At 70.5% G+C, this 20362-nt stretch carries 16 protein-coding genes and 1 tRNA gene; 8 read left to right on the top strand and 9 right to left on the bottom strand.

What is annotated here, in order from left to right:
* Positions 1–50 precede the first annotated feature (50 nt).
* Positions 51–704 carry a DsbA family oxidoreductase gene (locus Q0M60_RS11265; protein ID WP_296819380.1) on the bottom strand — a complete coding sequence of 218 codons (654 nt, stop codon included), beginning with the start codon at positions 702–704 and terminating at the stop codon, positions 51–53.
* A gap of 318 nt (positions 705–1022) precedes the next feature.
* Here Q0M60_RS11265 and Q0M60_RS11270 point away from each other — a divergent pair, with 318 nt between their 5' ends.
* Entirely contained in the window at positions 1023–1649 is a 627-nt protein-coding gene (locus Q0M60_RS11270; RefSeq protein ID WP_296819383.1) for a PRC-barrel domain-containing protein, read from the top strand.
* Position 1650: 1 nt separating this feature from the next.
* Here Q0M60_RS11270 and Q0M60_RS11275 read toward each other — a convergent pair whose 3' ends face one another.
* Positions 1651–1881 carry a zinc-finger domain-containing protein gene (locus Q0M60_RS11275; RefSeq protein WP_296819386.1) on the bottom strand — a complete coding sequence of 77 codons (231 nt, stop codon included), beginning with the start codon at positions 1879–1881 and terminating at the stop codon, positions 1651–1653.
* Positions 1882–1995: 114 nt separating this feature from the next.
* On the opposite strand from Q0M60_RS11275, the gene Q0M60_RS11280 reads away from it, so the two are divergent.
* Both Q0M60_RS11280 and Q0M60_RS11285 read left to right on the top strand, forming a co-directional pair.
* A complete protein-coding gene (locus tag Q0M60_RS11280) occupies positions 1996–2967 on the top strand; it encodes an ABC transporter ATP-binding protein (protein WP_296819389.1) in 972 nt (323 codons plus the stop codon).
* A 47-nt stretch (positions 2968–3014) separates the two neighbouring features.
* A tRNA-Arg gene (locus tag Q0M60_RS11285) sits at positions 3015–3091 on the top strand.
* A 14-nt stretch (positions 3092–3105) separates the two neighbouring features.
* Here the strand turns inward: Q0M60_RS11285 and Q0M60_RS11290 are convergent.
* The 3 genes from Q0M60_RS11290 to Q0M60_RS11300 are packed head-to-tail and all read right to left on the bottom strand — an operon-like array spanning position 3106 to position 6712.
* A complete protein-coding gene (locus Q0M60_RS11290; RefSeq protein ID WP_296819392.1) occupies positions 3106–4410 on the bottom strand; it encodes an MFS transporter in 1305 nt (434 codons plus the stop codon).
* A 35-nt stretch (positions 4411–4445) separates the two neighbouring features.
* Positions 4446–5219 carry an SDR family oxidoreductase gene (locus Q0M60_RS11295; RefSeq protein WP_296819395.1) on the bottom strand — a complete coding sequence of 258 codons (774 nt, stop codon included), beginning with the start codon at positions 5217–5219 and terminating at the stop codon, positions 4446–4448.
* 5 nt (positions 5220–5224) lie between these two features.
* Positions 5225–6712: a carboxylesterase family protein gene (locus Q0M60_RS11300; RefSeq protein WP_296819398.1), complete on the bottom strand. Its 1488-nt coding sequence runs from the start codon at positions 6710–6712 to the stop codon at positions 5225–5227.
* Between the two features lie 229 nt (positions 6713–6941).
* On the opposite strand from Q0M60_RS11300, the gene Q0M60_RS11305 reads away from it, so the two are divergent.
* From Q0M60_RS11305 to Q0M60_RS11325, 5 genes are all read left to right on the top strand, one after another.
* A complete protein-coding gene (locus Q0M60_RS11305; protein WP_296819401.1) occupies positions 6942–9038 on the top strand; it encodes a TonB-dependent receptor in 2097 nt (698 codons plus the stop codon).
* A gap of 88 nt (positions 9039–9126) precedes the next feature.
* Entirely contained in the window at positions 9127–10272 is a 1146-nt protein-coding gene (gene lldD / locus Q0M60_RS11310) for an FMN-dependent L-lactate dehydrogenase LldD (protein WP_296819404.1), read from the top strand.
* Positions 10273–10366: 94 nt separating this feature from the next.
* Positions 10367–11197, top strand: a complete 831-nt coding sequence (locus Q0M60_RS11315) for an AraC family transcriptional regulator (protein WP_296819408.1) — start codon at positions 10367–10369, stop codon at positions 11195–11197.
* A 25-nt stretch (positions 11198–11222) separates the two neighbouring features.
* Complete coding sequence (locus Q0M60_RS11320) at positions 11223–11924, top strand: FCD domain-containing protein (protein WP_296819426.1); 702 nt, start codon at positions 11223–11225, stop codon at positions 11922–11924.
* 82 nt (positions 11925–12006) lie between these two features.
* The gene (locus tag Q0M60_RS11325) at positions 12007–13410 is read left to right on the top strand and encodes an FAD-linked oxidase C-terminal domain-containing protein (protein ID WP_296819412.1); all 1404 of its coding nucleotides are present in this window, start codon (positions 12007–12009) and stop codon (positions 13408–13410) included.
* Between the two features lie 9 nt (positions 13411–13419).
* On the opposite strand, the gene Q0M60_RS11330 is transcribed toward Q0M60_RS11325, so the two are convergent.
* From Q0M60_RS11330 to Q0M60_RS11345, 4 genes are all read right to left on the bottom strand, one after another.
* Positions 13420–16764, bottom strand: a complete 3345-nt coding sequence (locus tag Q0M60_RS11330) for an error-prone DNA polymerase (protein WP_296819415.1) — start codon at positions 16762–16764, stop codon at positions 13420–13422.
* On the bottom strand, positions 16761–18317 hold the full coding sequence (locus Q0M60_RS11335; RefSeq protein ID WP_296819418.1) for a DNA polymerase Y family protein: 1557 nt from the start codon (positions 18315–18317) through the stop codon (positions 16761–16763). Before Q0M60_RS11335 ends, Q0M60_RS11330 begins: the two co-directional genes overlap by 4 nt.
* Positions 18199–18993, bottom strand: coding sequence for a hypothetical protein (locus tag Q0M60_RS11340; protein ID WP_296819421.1), 795 nt, complete (start codon positions 18991–18993; stop codon positions 18199–18201). Before Q0M60_RS11340 ends, Q0M60_RS11335 begins: the two co-directional genes overlap by 119 nt.
* A gap of 114 nt (positions 18994–19107) precedes the next feature.
* Positions 19108–20362, bottom strand: a 1255-nt coding sequence (locus Q0M60_RS11345) for an oligopeptide transporter, OPT family (protein ID WP_296819424.1), incomplete at its 5' end; no start/stop codon positions are given.

A 20362-nucleotide genomic window follows, 5' to 3' on the forward strand; every position in this document is an offset into this window, starting at 1 on the left:
GCTTCATCGCGCCCAAGACGGCGCCCCGCCCGGGCAAGGCGGCCTGAGGCCTAGACCTCCCCCGCCATCCGCCTCAGCGCCTCCTCGAACACCTCCGGCGGCTGGCCGCCGGAGATCAGCCACTTGTCCTCCACCACCACCGCCGGGACCGAGTTGATCCCCCGGCCGAGCCACAGGCGTTGCTCGGCGCGGACGGCGTCGGCGTAGCGGTCCTCGGCGAGGACGGCCCAGGCCTCGGCGCCGTCCAGGCCCGCGGCCTCGGCCGCGGCGACCAGGGTCGCCGGGTCGTTGAGGGGGCGGTTCCGGGTGAAGTGGGCGGTGAGCAGCTCAGCCTTCAGCCGGGCCTGCGCCTCCGGGCCGATCTCGCCGGCCCAGTGCAGCAGCCGGTGGCTGTCGAAGGTGTTCCAGATGCGGCTGTCCTCGGTCAGGTTCATCTCGAAACCCACCGCAGCCGCCCGCTCGCGGATGGCCGCCCGGTTGGCCGCCGACTGCTCGGGCGTGGAGCCGTACTTGCGGCCGATGTGCTCGACGATGTTCTCCCCGTCCGGGCCCATGTTCGGGTTCAGTTCGAACGGCCGGAAGCGGATCTCGCCCGTCACCTCGCCCTTCAGCCGCTCGAGCGCGGTGTTGAGGCTCCACAGCCCCACGGCGCACCAGGGGCAGACCACGTCCGAGACGAAGTCGATGCGCAGGGTCTTTGTCATGGGGCGCTCCTTCGGACCGCAGATAGGGTCCCTTCTCCCCTTGCGGGAGAAGGTGGCATGCGAAGCATGACGGATGAGGGGTCGCGCCGGCGCATCAGCCTTCGAAGGGCGGCTCAGCGGCGCGGTCCAGGCCGGATAGGCCTCGTCGACCCCTCATCCGACCTCGCTGCGCTCGGCCACCTTCTCCCGCAAGGGGAGAAGGTCAACGACGCCCGCTGGAGCTGGACCTCGGGCGCGGCCCCGCCCGGCGGAACCTCGGAACACCGGCCCGGGCCGTGCGGTTGTCCTTGTGAACCCCAAGCCAGAAAGGAGACCGAGATGTTTCACGACTTCGGCCGTGACCGACATGACCGCCACGATGACGACTGGCGCTATGACGAGGCGCCGCGCTTCGACGATCGCCGCGAGCATTCCGCGCGGGATGGCCGCCCCTATGACGAGGAGCGCAGCTGGGCCGAGCCGGGCGACGGCTATGGCCGCGAGATGCGCGACGAGCGGCCCCGGCGCGAGGACCCTCGCTATGTCGAGGCGCGCGAGCACGACGGCCGGCGCGACGTCCGCGACGACGGGGACGACCGGCGCGAGCGAGCGCGCGACGACTGGGACTTTGGCCGCACCGACCGGCGCTACAGCCTGAAGGACACGCGCCGCATGCTGCCGCGCGAGGAGACCGAGCGGCTGATCGCCTCGGACAAGGTCGAGGGCGCGCCGGTCTATGACCTGCACGGCCGCCGCGTCGGCGAGGTGCACAACTTCATGGTCGACAAGCGCTCAGGCCAGGTCGAGTACGCCGTGGTGCGCGTGCGCGGCGGCCTGTTCTCGGGCGAGGCCTATCGGCCCGTCGCCTGGCGCGACCTGGACTATGACGAGCGGCTGGACGGCTATCAGGTGGACGTCGAGCGGCGCGAGCTGCGCCACGACCGCTCCTTCGAGGAGCGCCGCTGACCTAGTGGCCTGACGCCTGGCGCGGCGAGGGGTCGTGATAGGCGCCCGCCGCCTGGGCCAGGACGAAGCGCCGGTCGCAGTAGCCGCACTCGACCGCCGTCTCGTCGCCCATGTCGAGATAGACGAGCGGATGGCCCAGCGCCCCGCCGCCACCGTCGCAGGCCACGCGGGTGGTGCTCACGGCGATCTCCTCGGGCGGCGGAACCGGAACCTCGGGGTGGCGCGGGGGCATGGCGGGCCTTGGTCTTGGCGTGGGCGAAGGGGCGACATAACTAGGCGGGGCGCGATGACGCGTCAAACGGCCGTATGGCCGCCTGTTTTCCCCTGCCGAAGGACGGCCCTGCCCTTGAGCGCTCCCGAGCCGACGCCCGACTACGCCCTTTCGGTCGAGGACCTGAGAAAGGTCTATCCGGGCCGCAAGGGCGCGCCCGACAAGGAGGCGCTGAAGGGGGTGTCGCTGCAGGTGCGGCGCGGCTCCATGTTCGGCCTGCTGGGCCCCAACGGCGCGGGCAAGTCGACCCTGATCAACATCCTGGCCGGGATAACCCGCAAGACCTCGGGCAAGGCCGTCATCTGGGGCCGCGACATCGACCAGCGGCCGCGCGACGCCCGCGCCGCGCTCGGCGTCGTGCCGCAGGAGATCACGGCGGACGTCTTCTTCTCCCCGCGCGAGGCGCTGGAGGTCCAGGCCGGCTTCTACGGCGTTCCGAAGCACGAGCGTCGTACCGACGAGCTGCTGGCCGCGCTGGGCCTGACGGACAAGGCCGACGCCTATGTCCGGGCCCTGTCGGGCGGCATGAAGCGGCGCCTGATGGTGGCCAAGGCGCTGGTGCACAATCCGCCGGTGCTGGTGCTGGACGAGCCGACCGCCGGCGTCGACGTCGAGCTGCGCCGCCAGCTCTGGGCCTATGTCCGTGAACTGAACGCGCGCGGCGTGACCATCATCCTGACCACCCACTACCTCGAGGAGGCCCAGGAGCTCTGCGACACCATCGCCATCGTGAACCGCGGCGAGGTGGTGGCCTGCGAACCCACCGGCCAGCTGCTGCGCCGCATGGACACCCGCAATGTCGTGGTCACGCCCGAGGAGCCCCAGGCTGCGCCGCCCCAACTCGCCGGCTTCGAGGTCGCGCCGCGCGGCGACAGCTTCGTGGTCACCTACCGCACCGGCCAGTCGAGCGTGGAGCAGGTTCTGGCCGCCGTGCGCGCCTCCGGCGTCACCATCCGCGACATCGCCACCGAGGACCCGGACCTCGAGGACGTCTTCGTCGCCATGACCTACGGCGACGCCAATCGCCCCGACCCGACAAAGGATTGAGCCCCGCCCGGTCCTGCTGTAAGCAGCGCCTCCGCCGCAAGGCCCACGCACCCGTAGCTCAGCTGGATAGAGCGTTGCCCTCCGAAGGCAAAGGTCACACGTTCGAATCGTGTCGGGTGCGCCAGTTTCCTCCTAGACCTAATCCGCCACGGGCCTGGGTGCGTTGCGCATGGCCAGCCAGAAGCCGGCGAGCGACAGGACGCCGATCACCACGCTGGTGACGGCGAGCGCAAGCGCAAGCTGGCTTTCGCCGCCCAGGGCCTGGCTGGCGGTGGTGACCACCAGCGGGGCCAGCCCGATGCCGATCAGGGCGCCCAGAATCATGAAGGCGCCCAGGCACAGGCCGCGCTCCTCATTGGGGACAAGGACGGCGATGGCCGTTGCGGTGACCAGGCCGGCGACGGTCCCGGCGATCATCAGCACGGTGAAGGCCAGGCCGAACAGTTCCGTCGAAGGCATCAGCGGATAGAGCGAGGCGGGCACGGCGATCACCGCCGCGATCAGGGCGGCCGTCAGGATGCCGCCGCGGCGCTTCCGCCTGTGGCCCCAGTCGGCGCCGAAGCCGCCGATGACGGACCCCACCACCCCGGCCAGGAGCAGGCCCCCGCCCATCCATCCGCCGAATTCGGCGGGGGTCAGGCCATAGTTGCGGACCAGCACCGGCGCGGCCCAGACGGCGGCGGCCATGTCGGCCATGACCACGCCCACCTGGCCAACGAACAGCGGCACGAGGAAGCCTCGCCGCGCCCACAGCGCCTTCGCCACGGCCTTGACCGCGGCGTTGGCCTGCTCGACCTCGTGGCGCTCGGGCTCGCGCAGCAGGAGCAGCGGCAGGGTCAGGACCGCCGAGCCGATGGCGAACCACAGGCTGACCGAGCGCCAGGGCTCCAGGCCCATCAGCGACGGGGCGCTGTTCTCCATCACGGCGCCCAGCAGGGCCCCGCCGATTGCGAAGGCCAGCGCCCCGCCGACCACATTGCCGAGCGACAGCAACAGCAGCGACCGGCCGCGCCGCTCGGGCATGCACATGTCGGCCGCGACCGAGATGGCCACGGGCACCACGAAGTTGCCGGCCGCGCCGGCGAGCATCCGGGCCACGAACAGCAGGTTGAAGTCCTGGGCGAAGGCGGTCAGCGCCATGCCCGCCGTCCACACCACCGACAGGCCGATGAGGATGCGAACGCGGTTGGAGTGATCCGCCAGCCAGCCGAGCGGCAGGGCGATCAGCGCCATGGGCACGGCCACGGCCACCCCCTGGATCAGGCCCAGCTGCACGTCACTGAGGCCCAGGGTCTGCTTGGCGGCTTCCTGCAGCGGCGAGAAGACCGTGCGCATGGTCGCGCCGGCCGTGACGGCAATGGCCAGGACCAGGATCGCGCCCCACAGGGTCCGGCGGATCGGCGGCGCCTCGGGCGCGGCGGTCGCGGTCAGGGTCTCGGCCATGAGGTCAGTCCTTGCGAAAAGGGGAGGCGAGCGGTTCACCAGCAGGTGTAGCCGCCGTCGGTGAGCACGATGGAGCCGGTCGTCAGGCTGGAGGCGTCCGACGCCAGGAACAGGATGGCCGAAGCGACCTCTTCCGGCTCGCCGAGGCGGGCCATGGGGGTGGAATCGATCCAGCGCTTGAACATCGGCGCCTCGCGGTCGGCGAAGGCGTTGAGCGGCGTGGCGATGTAGGTCGGGGCCACCGCGTTGACGCGCACGCCGCGCCCGCCCCACTCGGCCGCGAGCGAGCGGGTCAGGTGGTGCACGGCGGCCTTGGACGCGTTGTAGTGGGCCTGGCCCTGCGGCCGGTTGACGATGAAGCCGGACATCGAGCCAACGTTGACGATCGAGCCCGACCCTTGGGCCAGCATGTGCCGCCCGAAAGCGCGCGCGCACCAGAAGGTCCCGTTCAGGTTGACGTCGAGCACCTTGAGCCAGCGTTCGTTCGACATATCCTCGGCGTCGATCTCCGAGAGCGCGATGCCTGCGTTGTTGACCAGCACGTCAACGCGGCCGTGGCGGGCCGCGATCTCGTCGGACACCTCCGAGACGCGGGCGGAGTCGGTGACGTCCATAATCACGCCCTCAGCGGCGTAACCCTTGTCAGCGAGGGCCGCGATGGCGGCGTCGAGCGCGTCCTGCGTCAGGTCGCCGATCACGACCTTCGCCCCGGCCTCTGCGAACGCTTCGGCCGTCGACAGGCCGATGCCGGACGCGCCTCCGGTGACGAAGGCGACGCGGTCGGTCAGCTTGAAGCGTCCGAGATACATGCGCCTCAGGGCCGCCAGCTGCGGGCGATGGGGAAGTCGGCGTCCGTCTCGGTGCGGACCTCGCCCTTGGCCAGCTGGAACACCTGGCGCGAGTCGGCCGTGTATTCCGGCCAGGGCAGGGAGCCGTCCTTGGCGAAGTCCACCCAGATCCGGTGGATGCGGCCGGCCAGCTCGGTGGGCGCGGTTTCGCCCAGGATGCCCTTGGGACCGACGCCCTTTTCGACCGTGTCGAAGACGAACGGCACGTCGATGCCGTGGCAGGCTCCGAGTTCGCCGTTGCAGGCCGGCGACCGCCAGTCGAATTCGTACATGTGGGTCCGGCCCTTGTGGGCGGCCGCGAAGACGCGCGCGGGCCAGCGAAACACCAGGTCGCTCAGCGCCTCGGTGAAGGCGTGGCCGGCGCGCTTGCCGGGCTTGCGGTAGGCCTTGAGAATGGCCCCCGCGTTCCGCTCGACCCGGCCGAGCAGGAACCGTGCGAGGAAGCCGTTGATCTTTGCGCGGACGCCGGTCGGGACGAAGTAGAGGTTCATCTCCTCGGCATTGGTCCCGATCAGCAGGTCGACCTCGGCGCCGGCGCCGTTCTGAACAGCCTCCAGCGGCTGGACGGGCAGCAGGTCGTCGCCGTGGACCGGCGTGAACTTCGACAGGCCGTAGGTCGGCTCTCGCCCGTTGCTCCCACGCAGGTCGAGGCCGGAGTTGGGCTGCTGCACCTTGGCCAGCGCGTCCATGCCCTGCTGCAACGTGGTGCGACGGAAGCCCTCCGCAGTCGCGGGCACGCCCATGAGCTTGGAGATGCGTCGCGTGACCTTTCGGTTGGTCTCGATCGACCGGGTCATGGATCCGTGGCCGCTCTGGATGATGGCGCGCCGGAACAGGCCCCTGGCCCTGGGCGCCGCCATCAGGTCGGCGATCGACATGGCCCCGGCCGACTCACCGAAGACGGTCACGTTCGACGGGTCTCCCCCGAAGGCCGTGATGTTGGCCTGGACCCACTCCAGCGCGCAGATCATGTCGCGCAGGCCCAGGTTGGTCGGGGCGCCTTCGAGCGGCAGGAAGCCCTCGACGCCGACGCGGTAGTTGATGGTGACGCAGATCACCCCGTCACGGGCGAAGGTCGCGCCGTCGTGCGCGGGGGCCGAGCCGGCGCCGCCGACCCAGGCGCCGCCATGGATGAAGACCATGACCGGCAGGCCGGCGACCTTCTCGTCGGGCGTCCAGACGTTGAGGTTCAGATAGTCGTCGCCCTGAACCCAGCCGCTGCCCACGAGGGGTGCGATGTCCAGCGCCTCAAAGTCGGCGAGCTGGTAAGGCGCGGTCGGGCCGAACCTGGTTGCATCACGCTCGCCCTCCCAGGCGCGATGCGGTTGAGGCGCCTTGAAGCGAAGCGGCCCGACCGGCGCGGCGGCGTAGGGAATCCCCAGGAATCGCGCGACGCCGTTCTCGCGCACGCCGCGCACCTTGCCGCTCGAAATGGATACGACCGTCTGGATCATGCGCCACACTTAGCCGGACCCCCGCCCGCGCACGACGCACAAGCCTGTGCAGGCCTGCACGGCGGCCTTGCAGCGCGCCGGGCGGTTTGCAGATCCCTCCGGCGGCGGACAAGGATTCATGCCGCTCGGCACAGACTGTGGCGCCGAGACGGCTTCCCTCGCCGAACGCTGACCTGTCAGATAGGTCTCGCATACATCGGCGCGCACCTGCGTCCGGGAGGAAATCCGAATGCGTTATCGTAAGGCGCTACTGCTGGGGGCCAGCGCGCTCGCCTCGCTCTCCATCGCCAACACCGCCGCCGCCCAGGACGGGCAGGAGGACGCCACCGCGGTGGGCGAAGTCATCGTCACGGCGCGCAAGCGCGAGGAGAGGCTCTTCGACGTGCCGGTCGCGGTGACGGCTGTCACCTCCGAGACGCTCGAGGATCGTCAGTTCCAGACCATCCGCGAGATCGCGCAGGTCACGCCCGGGCTGAACATCAACTCCGACGCAGCTGGCCGGGGCTTCATCTCCATCCGCGGCGTCGGCATCACCCTGCTGGACAACGTCCAGCCGGGCGTCGGCATCTTCGTCGACGGAGTCTACCAGGCCAATACCTCCTATCTGAACAGTCCGACTCTCGCGGTGGAGCAGGTGGAGGTCCTGCGCGGTCCGCAAGGCACCCTGTTCGGCCAGAACACCTTGGGCGGCGCGATCAACATCACCACCCGGCAGCCCTCGGACGTGGTCGAAGGCCGGATCAGCGCGGCCTACGCGGGGCCCGATAACTTCTACACGGTCGGCGGCACCATCGCGGGTCCGATCGTGGAAGGCGCGATCCAGGGTCGACTGTCGATCGGCACGCAGAACCGCGACGGCTTCGTCGAAAACAGCCTGCTGGGCTACGACGACGCCAACCGCCTACATCAGGACACCATCCGCGGCGCGCTTCGCTTCGTGCTTCCGGCCAATGCGGAACTGACCGTCAACGCCTACTACGACAACGTCGAGGGAACGCTCCCGCTCTACGCCGTAACCACCGGACCGACGGATTACCGCGACGACAGCCAGTACAACGTCCGCTCGGAGTCGGACTATGACTACTCGGGACTGAACGGCCGCCTCATCGTGCCCTTCGGCAACACCGATATGACCGTCATCGTGGCCCACGACCGCCGTGACTTCGAAGGCGCGGGCGACTCGGACTTCCAACCGATCCCGCTGGCCACCGGCACCGGTTTCGGAGAGCTGCGCACCACCACGGGCGAGGCGCGCTTCGACACCCGCTGGAGCGACACCCTGTCGACCCTGGTCGGCGTCTTCGCCTCGACCCAGGACAGCTTCTCGTCGTCCACCACCACCATTACGCCGCTCGGCATCTCCTCGACGGCGACGGCCGACACGGACATCAACCTGTGGGCCGGCTTCGGCACCGTATTCTGGAACTTCGCGCCGGAGTGGGAGCTCTCGGTCGGCTTGCGCTTCGACCATCAGACCGTGGACTCGGTCGCCGGCACCGGCTTCTCGTCCAGCTACGAGGCTGATGAGTGGCAGCCGCGGGTGGCACTTCGCCGGTCCTTCGGCGAGTCGATGGTCTACGCCTCGATCGCGCGCGGCTTCCGCGGCGGCGGCGCCAACGGCCCGGGCGCGCCGAACCCGCTGTGGGATGGCGACTCGGTCTGGACCTACGAGCTGGGCGGCCGCACCCGCATGGCGGGCGGCGACGTCTTGCTCTCGGGCGCGGTCTTCTACAACGACTACAGCGATGTGATCGGTCAGAACTCGCTGGCGCCGTCGACCACGGGCGTCGGCATCGTGGGCATCAACCTGAATTCGGGTGACGCCCGCGCCATCGGCATCGAGGGTGAGTTCACCGCCTTCGTCACCGACGCCTGGACCGTGCGCGGCGGCTTCGTCTTCCAGAACGCGCGTTTCACCGACACCGCGCGCTACACGGCCACGACCGGCCGGACCCTGCCGAGCGACCGCTTCCCGTTCGAGCCGGACTGGACCGTCAGCCTGCAGACGAACTACGTCGTACCCTTCCAGGGCGGCGAGCTCGACTTCTCGGCCGGCGTCTTCGGCAAGGGCGACCGCCAGGGCGCGTCCCTGTCGAACACCTTCTCGCCGCAGCTGGAGGAATATTTCCTCGCCAATGCGACGATCGCCTGGCGCCGGGACAACCTCGAGCTGGCGGTGTTCGCGAACAACCTGTTCGATACGGAGTACTATGAATCCTACATCGACAGTTCGGTGCTGACCGTGGCCGGCCTGCCGGCGCTGGGCAGCCTGGGCCTGATCGGCGACGGTCGCCGCGTCGGGGTTCGCCTCGGCTACGACTTCTAAGGCATACTCCCAGGGGTGTGGGGGTTGAGGGCTCGTCGGCGACCGCCGGCGGGCCTTCGCGCTTCAGGCCTGGACATTTGGAGGACGCGTGAGGATCGCCAGCCCCCTGGACTATCGTGAACGGGCGCGCCGGCGCCTGCCGCGGTTCCTGTTCGACTACATCGACGGCGGCGCCTACGCCGAGGTCACGCTGCGCCGGAACATCGAGGACCTGGAGGCGGTCGCCCTGCGCCAGCGGGTGCTGCGGGACGTTTCGAAGATCGACCTCTCAACCGAGCTGTTCGGTCGGCGGCAGTCCCTGCCGGTCGTGCTGGGGCCGGTCGGCCTGAGCGGCCTGTCGGTGCGGCGCGGCGAGGTTCAGGCTGCGCGCGCCGCCGACAGGGCGGACGTGCCGATGTGCCTTTCTACCATGTCGGTCTGCTCGCTCGACGAGGTGGCGGCCGTGGTCTCCGCACCGCTCTGGTTCCAGCTCTACATGACGCGCGATCGCGGCTTCATGCGTGACCTGCTGGCTCGGGCGCGAGATGCAAGATGCCGGACCCTGGTGGTGACCGTCGATCTGCCGGTGGCGGGCGCCCGCTACCGCGACGTGCGATCAGGCCTCGTCCCGTCCCCCGGCCTCGCCGGTCGGGTCGCCCGCTGGGCCCAGATCGCTTCGCGTCCTGGTTGGGCTTGGGACGTCGGCCTCCACGGCCGGCCGCATCAGCTCGGCAACATCGCGCCCATGCTCGGCCGCGACTCGGGGCTGGAAGATTTCTTCGGCTGGATCGGGGCGAACTTCGATCCGAGCGTGACCTGGAAGGATCTCGATTTCATCCGCGCCAACTGGGATGGTGCGCTGGTCCTCAAGGGCGTTCTCGACCCCGACGACGCGCGCGAGGCCGTCCGCGTAGGCGCCGACGGCATTGTCGTCTCCAACCACGGCGGGCGTCAGCTGGACGGCGTCGTCTCCAGCGCCCGCGCCCTGCCCGTGATCGCCGAGGCGGTCGGCGACCGCATGACTGTGCTGGTCGACGGAGGCGTCCGATCGGGCCTCGACGTCGTGCGCATGCTGGCGCTGGGCGCGAAGGGCGTCCTGCTGGGCCGGGCCTGGGCCTACGCGCTGGCCGGCGGCGGACAGGCGGGCGTGGCGCATCTGCTAAAGCTGATCGAGGCGGAAATGCGCGTCGCCATGGCGCTTACCGGCGCGACGCGTCTGGCGGACCTCGGCGAGGCGTGCCTGGATCGAACCTGACCAGCGCCACCTGTCATACAGGTATTGACAGACCTGTCTGACAGGTATCTATTCCCGGATAACGAGCTCTCAGAGCCGACCGGGAAGGAACGCCATGACCGAAGCCACCCCGCACATTGCGCCGGAGCTGGATCTCGACCTCGGGGAGCAGCTTCGCGCCTTCATCGACGGCGGCGGCCAGGGCGCCTGGCGCGCCGTGGCGCGAGGCGGCGGCGCCGCCGTCATCCGCTGCACCCTGCGCTGGCCGGCCGAGGGCCGCACGGGACTCGTCGCACGGCTGACGCTGCGTTCGGCCGGCGATCTCGACGGTCTGGGGGATGACGCCTGCGAGCCCGGCGACCTCTGCCTGACCCTCCTGGCCCACGGCGACTTCGCCCGCGTCGTCGAGCAGCGCAGCGGGGATTACTATCTGCCAGAGGCCCTGACCGGCCTCGCCCTGGCCGCCGCCTTCCCGTCGATCTCGGGGCCCGGACTGGACCTCTACCGCCGCGCCAAGTGCCAGGAGTTCGCCTGCGAGATCCTGGAACGCGCCGCCACCCTGTCGCTGACGCCCAACGCCTCCTCGGCCGGCCTGTCGATGGCCGAGATGGAGCGCCTGATCGAGGCTCGCCGCGTCATCATGAGCCGCTTCGACGAGAAGCTGACCCTCGACGTCATCAGCCGCGCCTGCGGCCTGAACCGCGCCAAGCTGACCCAGGGCTTCCGCGACGTCTTTGGCCAGACCGTGGCCGAATGCCTGGCCGAGCAGCGCCTGCTCAAGGCCGCCGCCGACCTGCGCTCGACCAGCCGGCCGGTCTCCACCATCGGCTACGGGGCGGGCTATCTGAACAACGCCAGCTTCGCCCGGGCCTTCGCAAAACGGTTCGGCATCCCGCCGACCACCTATCGCCGCGCCGGCGGCGCGCCGCTCGCCCTCGCCGCCTGACACGGGACGCGCTAGCTTGACCGCCGTGAGCATCCAGCCCCAGCCCGACGAGACCCGCGTCCAGTTCGTGATGCGCCAGGTGGCCGAGCATATCGGCCGCGAGGGCCTCAAGGTCGGTGATCAACTGCCCTCCGAGACCCGTTTCGGCGAGATGCTGGGCGTCAGCCGTCCCGTCGTGCGCGAAGCCTTCGGCGCGCTCGCCGCGCTCAACGTCATCGATATCGCCAACGGCAGGCGGCCGCGCGTCAGCGCCATGAAGGCGTCGCTGTTCTCGGCCTCGCTGGACCACGCCGTCCGCACCGAGCAGATCAGCATCCAGGACGTCTGGGAGACCCGCCGGCTGCTCGAGACCGAGACCATCGCGCTCGCCGCCGTGCGCCGCACCGAGGAGGAGGCCGCACGCATCACGGCGCTCGCCGCCGCCATGGCCAAGGCGCCGCCGCTGTCGGACGAGCTGATGCGGCTGGACCTGGCGCTCCACAAGGCCATCGCCGAAGCCAGCCGCAACACCCTGATCGCCCGCATCATCGCCTCCTTCGAGCCGATGCTGGAGACGGCGATCCCCGCCGCCTGGAGCGTCGTGCGGTCCGACGAGCACCACGCGCAGCTGCTGGTTCGGCACGCCGCCCTGGCCGAAATGATCCGTCTGCGCGATCCCGATGGGGCCCGCCAGGCCATGGACGACCATTTCGACCGCTCGGTCGCGGCGCGCCTGCCCACCAGCTGACACCCGGTCAGGCACAGGCTCGGAGCCGCGAGGCAAACGCCCGCCCCGCGCTGAAATCGGCCGCTTCCGGTATTCTTCAGCCATGAACGCTCGCCAATCGAACCTCCGCGACGCCTCGGCCAACCAGGCCGCCATCGCCGAGTTGGCCGCGCGTTTCGGCGACGCCCTGTCGACGGCGGAGGCCGTGCGCCGCAATCACGCGACGGTCGAAGGCTTCCACCCCTATCTGCCGGCCGACGCGGTTCTCATGGCGCGCTCGACCGAGGAGGTGGCCGAGGCGGTGCGTATCTGCGCGCGGCACGGCTTCCCGGTCATCCCCTACGGGGCCGGCTCTTCGGTCGAGGGTCATGTCCTGGCGCCCCGCGGCGGCCTAAGCCTCGACCTGTCGGAGATGAACGCCATTCTCCAGGTCAACGCCGCCGACCTGGACTGCCGGGTCCAGGCGGGTGTCACCCGCAAGCAGCTGAACTCCGAGCTGCGCGACCAGGGCTTGTTCTTCCCCGTCGATCCGGGCGCCGACGCCACCATCGGCGGCATGGTCGCGACCAACGCCTCGGGCACCACCACCGTCCGCTACGGCGGCATGCGGGCCAATGTCCTGGGCCTGACGGTGGTCCTGGCCGACGGCCGCGTGATCACCACCGGCGGCCGGGCCCGCAAATCCTCGGCCGGCTACGACCTGACCAACCTGTTCACAGGTTCGGAGGGCACGCTCGGCGTGATCACCGAGATCCAGCTACGCCTGCACGGCGTGCCCGAGGAGACGATCGCCGCCGTCTGCCCCTTCCAGACGCTGCAGGGCGCAGTCAACACCGTCATCGAGGCGGTCCAGTACGGCATCCCCATGGCCCGCATGGAGCTGCTCGATGCGCTCTCGATGAAGGCCTTCAACGCCTACGGCCAGGCCGACTACGCGGAGACCCCGACCCTGTTCCTCGAGTTCCAGGGCCAGTCCGTGGCGGTCAAGGAGCAGGCTGAGCTGGTCGCCGAGCTGTGCGCCGCCAACGGTGGCGGCGAGTTCCGCTGGGCCGCCGCCCAGGAAGAGCGCGACGCCCTGTGGGACGCCCGGCACAAGGCCTATTTCGCCGCCATGGCGCTGCGCCCCGGCGCATCCGCGGTGATCACCGACGTCTGCGTGCCGGTCTCCCGCCTGGCCGAAGCCATCCTCGAGACCCGCGCCGACATCGACGAGGCGGGTGTCACCGGTCCCATCCTCGGCCACGTCGCCGACGGCAACTTCCACTGCATCCTGCTGGTGGACCCCGCGAACGCCGCCGAGGTCGCCGCAGCCAAGTCCCTCAGTGACCGCATGGTCCGACGCGGCCTCGACATGGGCGGCACCTGCACCGGCGAGCACGGCGTGGGCCTGGGCAAACAGCACCACCTGATCGCCCAGCACGGCGAGGCGGTCTCGGTCATGGCCGGCCTGAAACGCGCGCTGGACCCGGCGAACCTGATGAATCCCGGCAAGATATTCGCCGTTTGACGCGGCCGCTCAGTGAAAGTCCCGTGAGCCCGGCAGGATGCGCACGTCCCGCGGGTGCCTGACGGAGCCTTTGGGGCCGTAGGCGAACTCGTCGGCGCCTGAGAGCTGGACGCGGGTGTCGTGGTCCTCGGACAGGCGGCGGAGCTCGGCGGAGCGGTCGACGATCCGGCGGGTCATGACGTGGGTGACGCCCTCGGGGCTCTTCTCGACCGTGCCGTGGACCTCCATGAGGCGGGCGCTCATCACCTCGCGGCGGTATTCCTCGAACTTGTCGGCCCACATGATGATGTTGGCCACGCCGGTCTCGTCCTCGATGGTCACGAAGATGGCCTTGCCGCCGCCCGGCCGCTGGCGGACCAGGACGACGCCGGCGATCTTGACCAGCGCCCCGTGCGGCAGGTCGGCGAGCGCGGCGCAGGACCGGACCCGCTCGGCCTCAAAGACGGGCCGCAGGATGCTCATGGGGTGCGCCTTCAGGCTGAGGCGCGTGGTCTGGTAGTCGGCCGCGACGTGCTCGCCCAGCCGCATGAGAGGCAGCGCCGCGTCCGTCTCCTCGCCCAGCTCGCGCGCCTGGGCCGCCTGGAACAGCGGCAGCGCATCGTCGTCGGGCAGGCGGCGCACCGCCCACAGCCCTTCGCGCCGGTCCAGGCCCATCGAGCGGAAGGCGTCGGCGTCGGCGAGCTTGCGCAGGGCCGCGACCGTCAGGCCGCCGCGCCGCAGCAGGTCCTCGACGCTGTCGTAGGGGCGGTTCCGGCGGGCGGCCAGTTCGTCCGCCCAGGCCTCGCGGAAGCCGTCGATCTGGCGGAAGCCCAGCCTGAGCGCCAGCGCGCCGGGCGGCCCCTCCAGGGTGTTGTCCCAACAGCTGTGGTTCACATCGATCGGCCGGACCTCGACCCCGTGCTCCTGGGCGTCGCGCACGATCTGGGCAGGCGCATAGAAGCCCATCGGCTGGCTGTTCAGGAGCGCCGCGGCGAAGACCGCCGGGTAGCGGCATTTGATGAAGCTGGAGATGTAGACGAGCCGCGCGAAGGAGGCCGCGTGGCTTTCCGGAAAGCCATAGGAGCCGAAGCCCTTGATCTGGTCGAAGCAGCGCTGGGCGAAGGCGGGATCGTAGCCGCGCGCGATCATCCGGCTGACGAAGCGGTCCTCGTAGGTGTGGAGCGTCCCGTCGCCGCGGAAGGTGCCCATGGCCTTCCTCAGTCCGTTGGCCTCCCGGTCGGTGAACTGGGCCGCCACCATGGCCACCTTCATGGCCTGCTCCTGGAAGAGGGGCACGCCCAGGGTCTTCCTCAGCACCTGCTCCAGCTCGTCCGGGGGCCCGTGCTCGGGGGACGGCGACTGGTACTCGACGGGCTCCAGCCCGTGGCGGCGGCGCAGATAGGGGTGGACCATATCCCCCTGGATCGGGCCGGGCCGCACGATCGCGACCTGGATGACCAGGTCATAGAACTCCCGCGGCCTGAGACGCGGCAGCATGTTCATCTGGGCCCGGCTCTCGACTTGGAAGACGCCCAGGGAGTCGCCCTTGACCAGCATATCGTAGACGTCGGCCTGCTCGGACGGGACGGTCGCCAGCTCGTAGTTCGCGCCGGTCTCGTGCACCCTCATCAGGTCGAAAGCCTTGCGGATGCAGGTCAGCATGCCGAGCGCCAGGATATCGACCTTCATCAGGCCGAGCGCGTCGATGTCGTCCTTGTCCCATTCGATGAAGGTGCGGTCGGCCATGGCCGCGTTGCCGATCGGGACCAGTTCGTCCAGCCGCCCGCGCGTGAGCACGAAGCCCCCCACGTGCTGGCTGAGGTGGCGGGGAAAGCCTAGCAGCCGCTGGGCCATCCGCACGGCTCGCCGGATCATGGGATTGGCGGGGTCGAGCCCGGCCTGGCGGATGTGATCGTCGGGGATGTCCGAGCCCCAGTGGCCCCACTGGGTTCCCGCCAGCCGGGCGGTGACGTCCTCGGTCAGGCCCAGGGCCTTGCCGGCCTCCCGCATGGCGCTGCGCGGCCGATAGTGGATCACGGTCGCGGCGATGCCGGCGCGATGGCGGCCATAGCGCTCGTAGATGTGCTGGATGATCTCCTCGCGCCGCTCGTGCTCGAAGTCGACGTCGATGTCGGGCGGCTCGTTGCGGTCCGCCGACAGGAAGCGCTCGAACAGCACGTCGTTGCAGGCCGGGTCCACCGAGGTGATGCCCAGCACGTAGCAGACCGCGGAGTTGGCCGCCGAGCCGCGTCCCTGGCACAGGATGCGCCGGTCCTCGGCGACGCGGACGATGTCGTGGATGGTCAGGAAATAGGGCGCCAGGTTGCGCTCGCCGATATAGGCCAGCTCCTTGTTCAGGGTGGCCCGGACCTTGTCGGGCACGCCGTCCGGATAGCGGACGTCGGCGCGCCGCCAGGTCAGCTCCTCCAGCCAGGCCTGGGGCGTCCGGCCCGGCGGAATGGGCTCCTCCGGATACTCGTAGCGGAGCTCTCCCAGGTCGAAGGCGATGCGGGCCAGGAAGTCGCGGCTTTCGGCCAGGGCCCGGGGCGCGGCGCGGAACAGGCGCTCCATCTCCTGCGGCGTCTTGAGATGGCGCTCGGCGTTGGCCTGCAGCAACCGGCCGGCCTGGTCGATCCGCACCCCTTCCCGAATGCAGGTCAGGACGTCCTGGAGGTCCCGCTCCCCGGCGGCGTGATAGAGGACGTCGTTGGTGGCGATGAGCGGCGTCCCGGCGGTCTCTGACAGTCGGACCAGGGCCGAGAGCCGCCTCTGGTCCTGACCACGATAGGTCATGGCCGCGCCCAGCCAGACCGACCCCGGGGCGGCGGCTGAGACCTGGCCCAGCGCCCTGTCGAACCCGCCCAGGCGAGCGGGCGGCATGACGATGAGCAGCAGGCCCTCGGGGTCGGCCAGCAGGTCCGGCAGGCGCAGGCGGCACTCGCCCTTCCTGCCGCACAGATTGCCTTTGGTCAGCAGGCGGCACAGCCGGCCCCAGCCGTGGCGGGTTTCCGGATAGGCGAGGATCTCGGGCGCGCCGTCCTCGAAGACCAGCCGCGCGCCGATGGCCAGCTTGAAGTCGTGGGCGCGACGCTGGATCTCCTCGCGCAGGTCGGGATCGTCGAGCGGATTGGGGACATAGGCGATCTCGCCGGGCCCGCCGCCCTGGCGGATCACCGTGGGCGGCGACAGGCCGTCCTCGCGCAGGCTCTTCAGCGCCGCCCAGGCGCGCGCCACCCCGGCCAAGGTGTTCCGGTCGGCGATCCCGAGACCCGACAGGCCGAGCCCGATGGCCGTCAACACCATGTCCTGGGGCCGCGACGCCCCCCTCAGGAAGGAAAAGTTGGTCGCCGCCGCCAGCTCCGCATAGGCGGTCATGCGAACAGGCCGTGGATGAACCAGCGGGGCTCGTCCGCCTCGCCGTAGAGGCCCTGGCGGAACAGCCAGAAGCGTCGGCCCTGGCGGTCCTCGACCCGATAGTAGTCGCGGGTGCGGCCGTCGGGCTCGCGCCACCACTCGGGCGCGATGCGCTCAGGGCCTTCAGCGCGGGCCACTTCATGCATCACCCGGCGCCAGCGGAAGCGGCGCGGCGGGCTGTCGGGGGCCAGGGCCAGGGTTTCGATCGGCTGGGGCGGATCGAACATACGCAGGGGCCGCGTGGGGACTTCGTCCGGCTCCGGATCCGGCCAGTCAGGCTGGGCGCGCGAGGCGGCGACCAGGCCCATGGCCCTTTCGGGCAGATGGCTGTCGCGCGGCTCGAAACGCAGCACCGAGGCCTCGCCCAGCCGCGCCGCCAGCCGGTCGACCAGCCCATCGAGATCGGCGGAGCGATCGGAGCCTCCCTCCAGTCCGACTTGCGCATAGGGCAGCCGCTCGGCGACCCGCACCGACAGGCGCAGCTGGTCGAAGCCGAAGCCGGGGTCCAGAGGATTGGCCAGCGCCGCCATCCGCTCCTGAAACAGGCGCTTGATCGCTGCCGCGTTCCGCGACGGGCGACCGGTGCGGACCGCGATCCGTCGGGTCCGGCCATCGACGCGGAAGAAAGCAGCCTCGAACACCCGGCCGCCCTCCCCGGTCCGCTCCAGCCGGGCGACGGCCATGTCGATCAGGTCTGACAGGACGCGCTCCACCTCCTCGGTCCCGGTGATCGGCTCGGCCAGGACGAGGTCGACGACGCAGGGGTCGGGCGGGCGCACCGGCGTGATGCGGACATCCTCCAGCCCGAGCGTACGGTCCAGCCGGGCCGTCATGGCTGCGCCGAAGCGCGCCCTCAGCGCCGCGCGGGGCCGGTCGTCGAGATCGGCCAGGGTCTTCAGCCCGGCGCGCAGCAGCGCCTGCTGGTCGGCCGCGGCCAGCTCCAGGGCGGCGACCGGAAGCCGCCGCGCCGCCGGCAGGTCCAGGCCTTCGGGGATCACCCCGCCCGCTCCGAAGCGGACCAGGGCCCGCGCCGCTTGGGGCGTGCCGGCCATAGCGGCCCGCGCCTGGAGGCCGAGCCGTCCGCTCCGGTCGAGCACCGTCTTGAGCATGGTGTCTTCGCCGCCGAAGAGATGGGCGCAGCCGGTGACGTCCAGCATCAGGCCGTCGGGCCCCTCCAGCGCGGCCATCGGGGTGAACCGGTCGAAGTCGGCCAGCACCCGCCGGAGCAGTCCGGCGTCCTTCTCCGGGCGGTGGATCAGGCTGCGGATCCGGGGCGTGCGGGCCCGGGCGTCGGCGAGCGTCATGCCGACGGACAGTCCCAGTTTCAGCGCTGCCGGCTCGCAGGCCGTCAGGCGCAGTGCGCCCTTGACTGTCTCGACCAGGACGACCGGCGTCTCAGCCGGCGCGCCGGAGGACGGCGACATCCGCAGCCGCAGCCGCAGCCGGTCGGTCGGCAGAAAGGGGAACCACACCGCCAGATAGCGGCGGGCGCTCGACGAAAGATCGCGTGGCACGATCCCACTCCACGAAATACGCTTGGGGCGAGGCCCCGGATCGGCTGCGCAGCAGCCGGACAGAAAAGGCCGGACGGCCCGGCGCATTGGCCTCGAGTGCGACAGACGGCATGGACTGGACGGACCACCGGGTCTCGGCCGCGCTGGGCTCCGGCTCGGCGCCCGCCCGCACCACCAGCAGGCTCACGCGCGAGACCTGGGCGGCCAGGGACAGGCGCCGGGTGGCGGTTAGGTCCAGCACCTTGGGCCGCCCCCACACCCCGATCACGACAGCGGCGAGCGCGGGGCAGCGGGCCCCCTCGAGGGCGGCGCGCAGCAGGCTGGTCGGATCGCGCGCCCGCACCAGGATCAGCCTGCGGGGATCCACCCCCATCTCGGCGAGACCCGGCGCATAGAGCCCGCCCGCCTCATGGTCGACCATGTCCTGGGAGACCCAGAGGACCGGCCGGCTTCCGGCACGCTCGGCCAGCAGGGCGGCGAAGCCGAAGGCCGATGGACTGTCGCCTCCGGCCTCCGCATAGACCTCATGCAGCCCGCCTCTGAGCAGGCCGCCGCCGAGGGCGGAGTCCAGCCGGTCGATCCCGAGGGTGAAACGGCCGGCGTCGCTGGGCGCCCGGTCCTCGATCGAGGCCAGCCGGCGCCGCAACGCCTCCAGCCTTTGAGGAGAGGCGCGCATGAATGTTTCCTATTTGTTCTCATAGGGACTCCGACCGCTTCGAGAGTCAATCGCCGAATCCGTCAGGCCCGGACGTAGCTGTGGGGCGAGGTTTCCCTCGCCCCACGTCTGAACCTAGACCTTGGCCGAGCGGGACATGATCCAGCGGTAGAGGACCAGGGTCAGCACCGCGAAGACCACGATGCCCACCGTCATGGCCGGCCAGCCCTCGCCGACGCCCAGCACCGCGGCCCAGTCGGCGTTGCCGGTGCCGACGATGGTCGCGGCGTTCAGCACCCCGAACAGGCTCTCGCCGACGATCAGGCCCGAGGCCAGCAGCACGCCCATGCGGCGGGCCACCTCACCGTAGGACTTCCCGGCTACGGTGCGGTTGTAGATGAAGCCGCAGACCGCGCCGATGACCAGCATGAAGGTCACCGCCGCCGGCAGGTAGAAGCCGATGCCCACCGCCAGCGGCGGCAGCTTGATCTTGTTGCCGCTGACCCGCCGGGCCACCTCGTCCAGGATGATCACGGCCACGCCGATCACGGCGCCGACCCCGATCAGGTCCCAGCGCAGGTCGCCGGAGATCACCCCGCGCGCCAGCGCCGAGATCAGCGTCGCCTGGGGCGCCGCCAGCGGCTGGTCGGCGATGCCGGCCGGTCCGCCCTCGAAGCCGAAGGCGGCGTTCAGCTGGTTCAGCACGAACGGGATGACGAGCGCCCCGGCCACGCAGCCGATGATCAGCGCCGTCTGCTGGCGCCAGGGCGTGGCCTGGACCAGCTGGGCCGTCTTGAGGTCCTGCAGGTTGTCGTTGGCGATGACCGCCACGGCGAAGACGATGGCGGTCACGATCAGGGCGAAGGCCACCACCGACGGATCCGCCGGCAGACCGCTGATGCCCAGAACGACCAGCATCAGCAGCGAGGCGATGACGATGGCCAGGATGCCGACGCCCGAAACCGGGCTGTTCGACGAGCCGATCAGGCCGGCCATGTAGCCGCAGATGGCCGCCACGGCGAAGCCGATGACGATGACGTAGATCAGCCCGCCGACGACCAGCAGCATCCCGGCCGAGCCCAGGCCCATGGCGGTGGACACCACCGACAGCAGCACCCCGATGCCGCCAAGCGACACCAGCGACAGCAGGGCCACGGTGGTGATCGGGATGTCCTGCTCGACGATGTCGAGCGCCTCGCCAGACTGACGACGCTTGTTGGCGGCCAGGGCCGAGGTCAGGCCGCCGATCAGCGGACCGGCCAGCTTGATCAGGGTCCAGATAGCCGCCACGCCGAGGACCCCGGCGCCCATGAAGCGGACCTCGTTGCGCCCCACGGTTCCGGCCAGCTCCTCGGCCGGCGCGCCCGCCAGACCCGCCGCGATCGAGGCA

It is taken from the genome of Brevundimonas sp. (genome assembly GCF_024711105.1).
Taxonomy (GTDB): domain Bacteria; phylum Pseudomonadota; class Alphaproteobacteria; order Caulobacterales; family Caulobacteraceae; genus Brevundimonas.

What these genes read in the sequence shown, in the direction of transcription:
- Q0M60_RS11325 (WP_296819412.1), top strand. Translation starts at nt 12,007, where the DNA reads ATGAACGCTCGCCAATCGAACCTCCGCGACGCCTCGGCCAACCAGGCC.
- Q0M60_RS11275 (WP_296819386.1), bottom strand. Translation starts at nt 1,881, where the DNA reads ATGCCCCCGCGCCACCCCGAGGTTCCGGTTCCGCCGCCCGAGGAGATC.
- Q0M60_RS11300 (WP_296819398.1), bottom strand. Translation starts at nt 6,712, where the DNA reads ATGATCCAGACGGTCGTATCCATTTCGAGCGGCAAGGTGCGCGGCGTG.
- Q0M60_RS11295 (WP_296819395.1), bottom strand. Translation starts at nt 5,219, where the DNA reads ATGTATCTCGGACGCTTCAAGCTGACCGACCGCGTCGCCTTCGTCACC.
- Q0M60_RS11340 (WP_296819421.1), bottom strand. Translation starts at nt 18,993, where the DNA reads ATGCGCGCCTCTCCTCAAAGGCTGGAGGCGTTGCGGCGCCGGCTGGCC.
- Q0M60_RS11265 (WP_296819380.1), bottom strand. Translation starts at nt 704, where the DNA reads ATGACAAAGACCCTGCGCATCGACTTCGTCTCGGACGTGGTCTGCCCC.
- Q0M60_RS11330 (WP_296819415.1), bottom strand. Translation starts at nt 16,764, where the DNA reads ATGACCGCCTATGCGGAGCTGGCGGCGGCGACCAACTTTTCCTTCCTG.
- Q0M60_RS11290 (WP_296819392.1), bottom strand. Translation starts at nt 4,410, where the DNA reads ATGGCCGAGACCCTGACCGCGACCGCCGCGCCCGAGGCGCCGCCGATC.
- Q0M60_RS11270 (WP_296819383.1), top strand. Translation starts at nt 1,023, where the DNA reads ATGTTTCACGACTTCGGCCGTGACCGACATGACCGCCACGATGACGAC.
- Q0M60_RS11305 (WP_296819401.1), top strand. Translation starts at nt 6,942, where the DNA reads ATGCGTTATCGTAAGGCGCTACTGCTGGGGGCCAGCGCGCTCGCCTCG.
- Q0M60_RS11315 (WP_296819408.1), top strand. Translation starts at nt 10,367, where the DNA reads ATGACCGAAGCCACCCCGCACATTGCGCCGGAGCTGGATCTCGACCTC.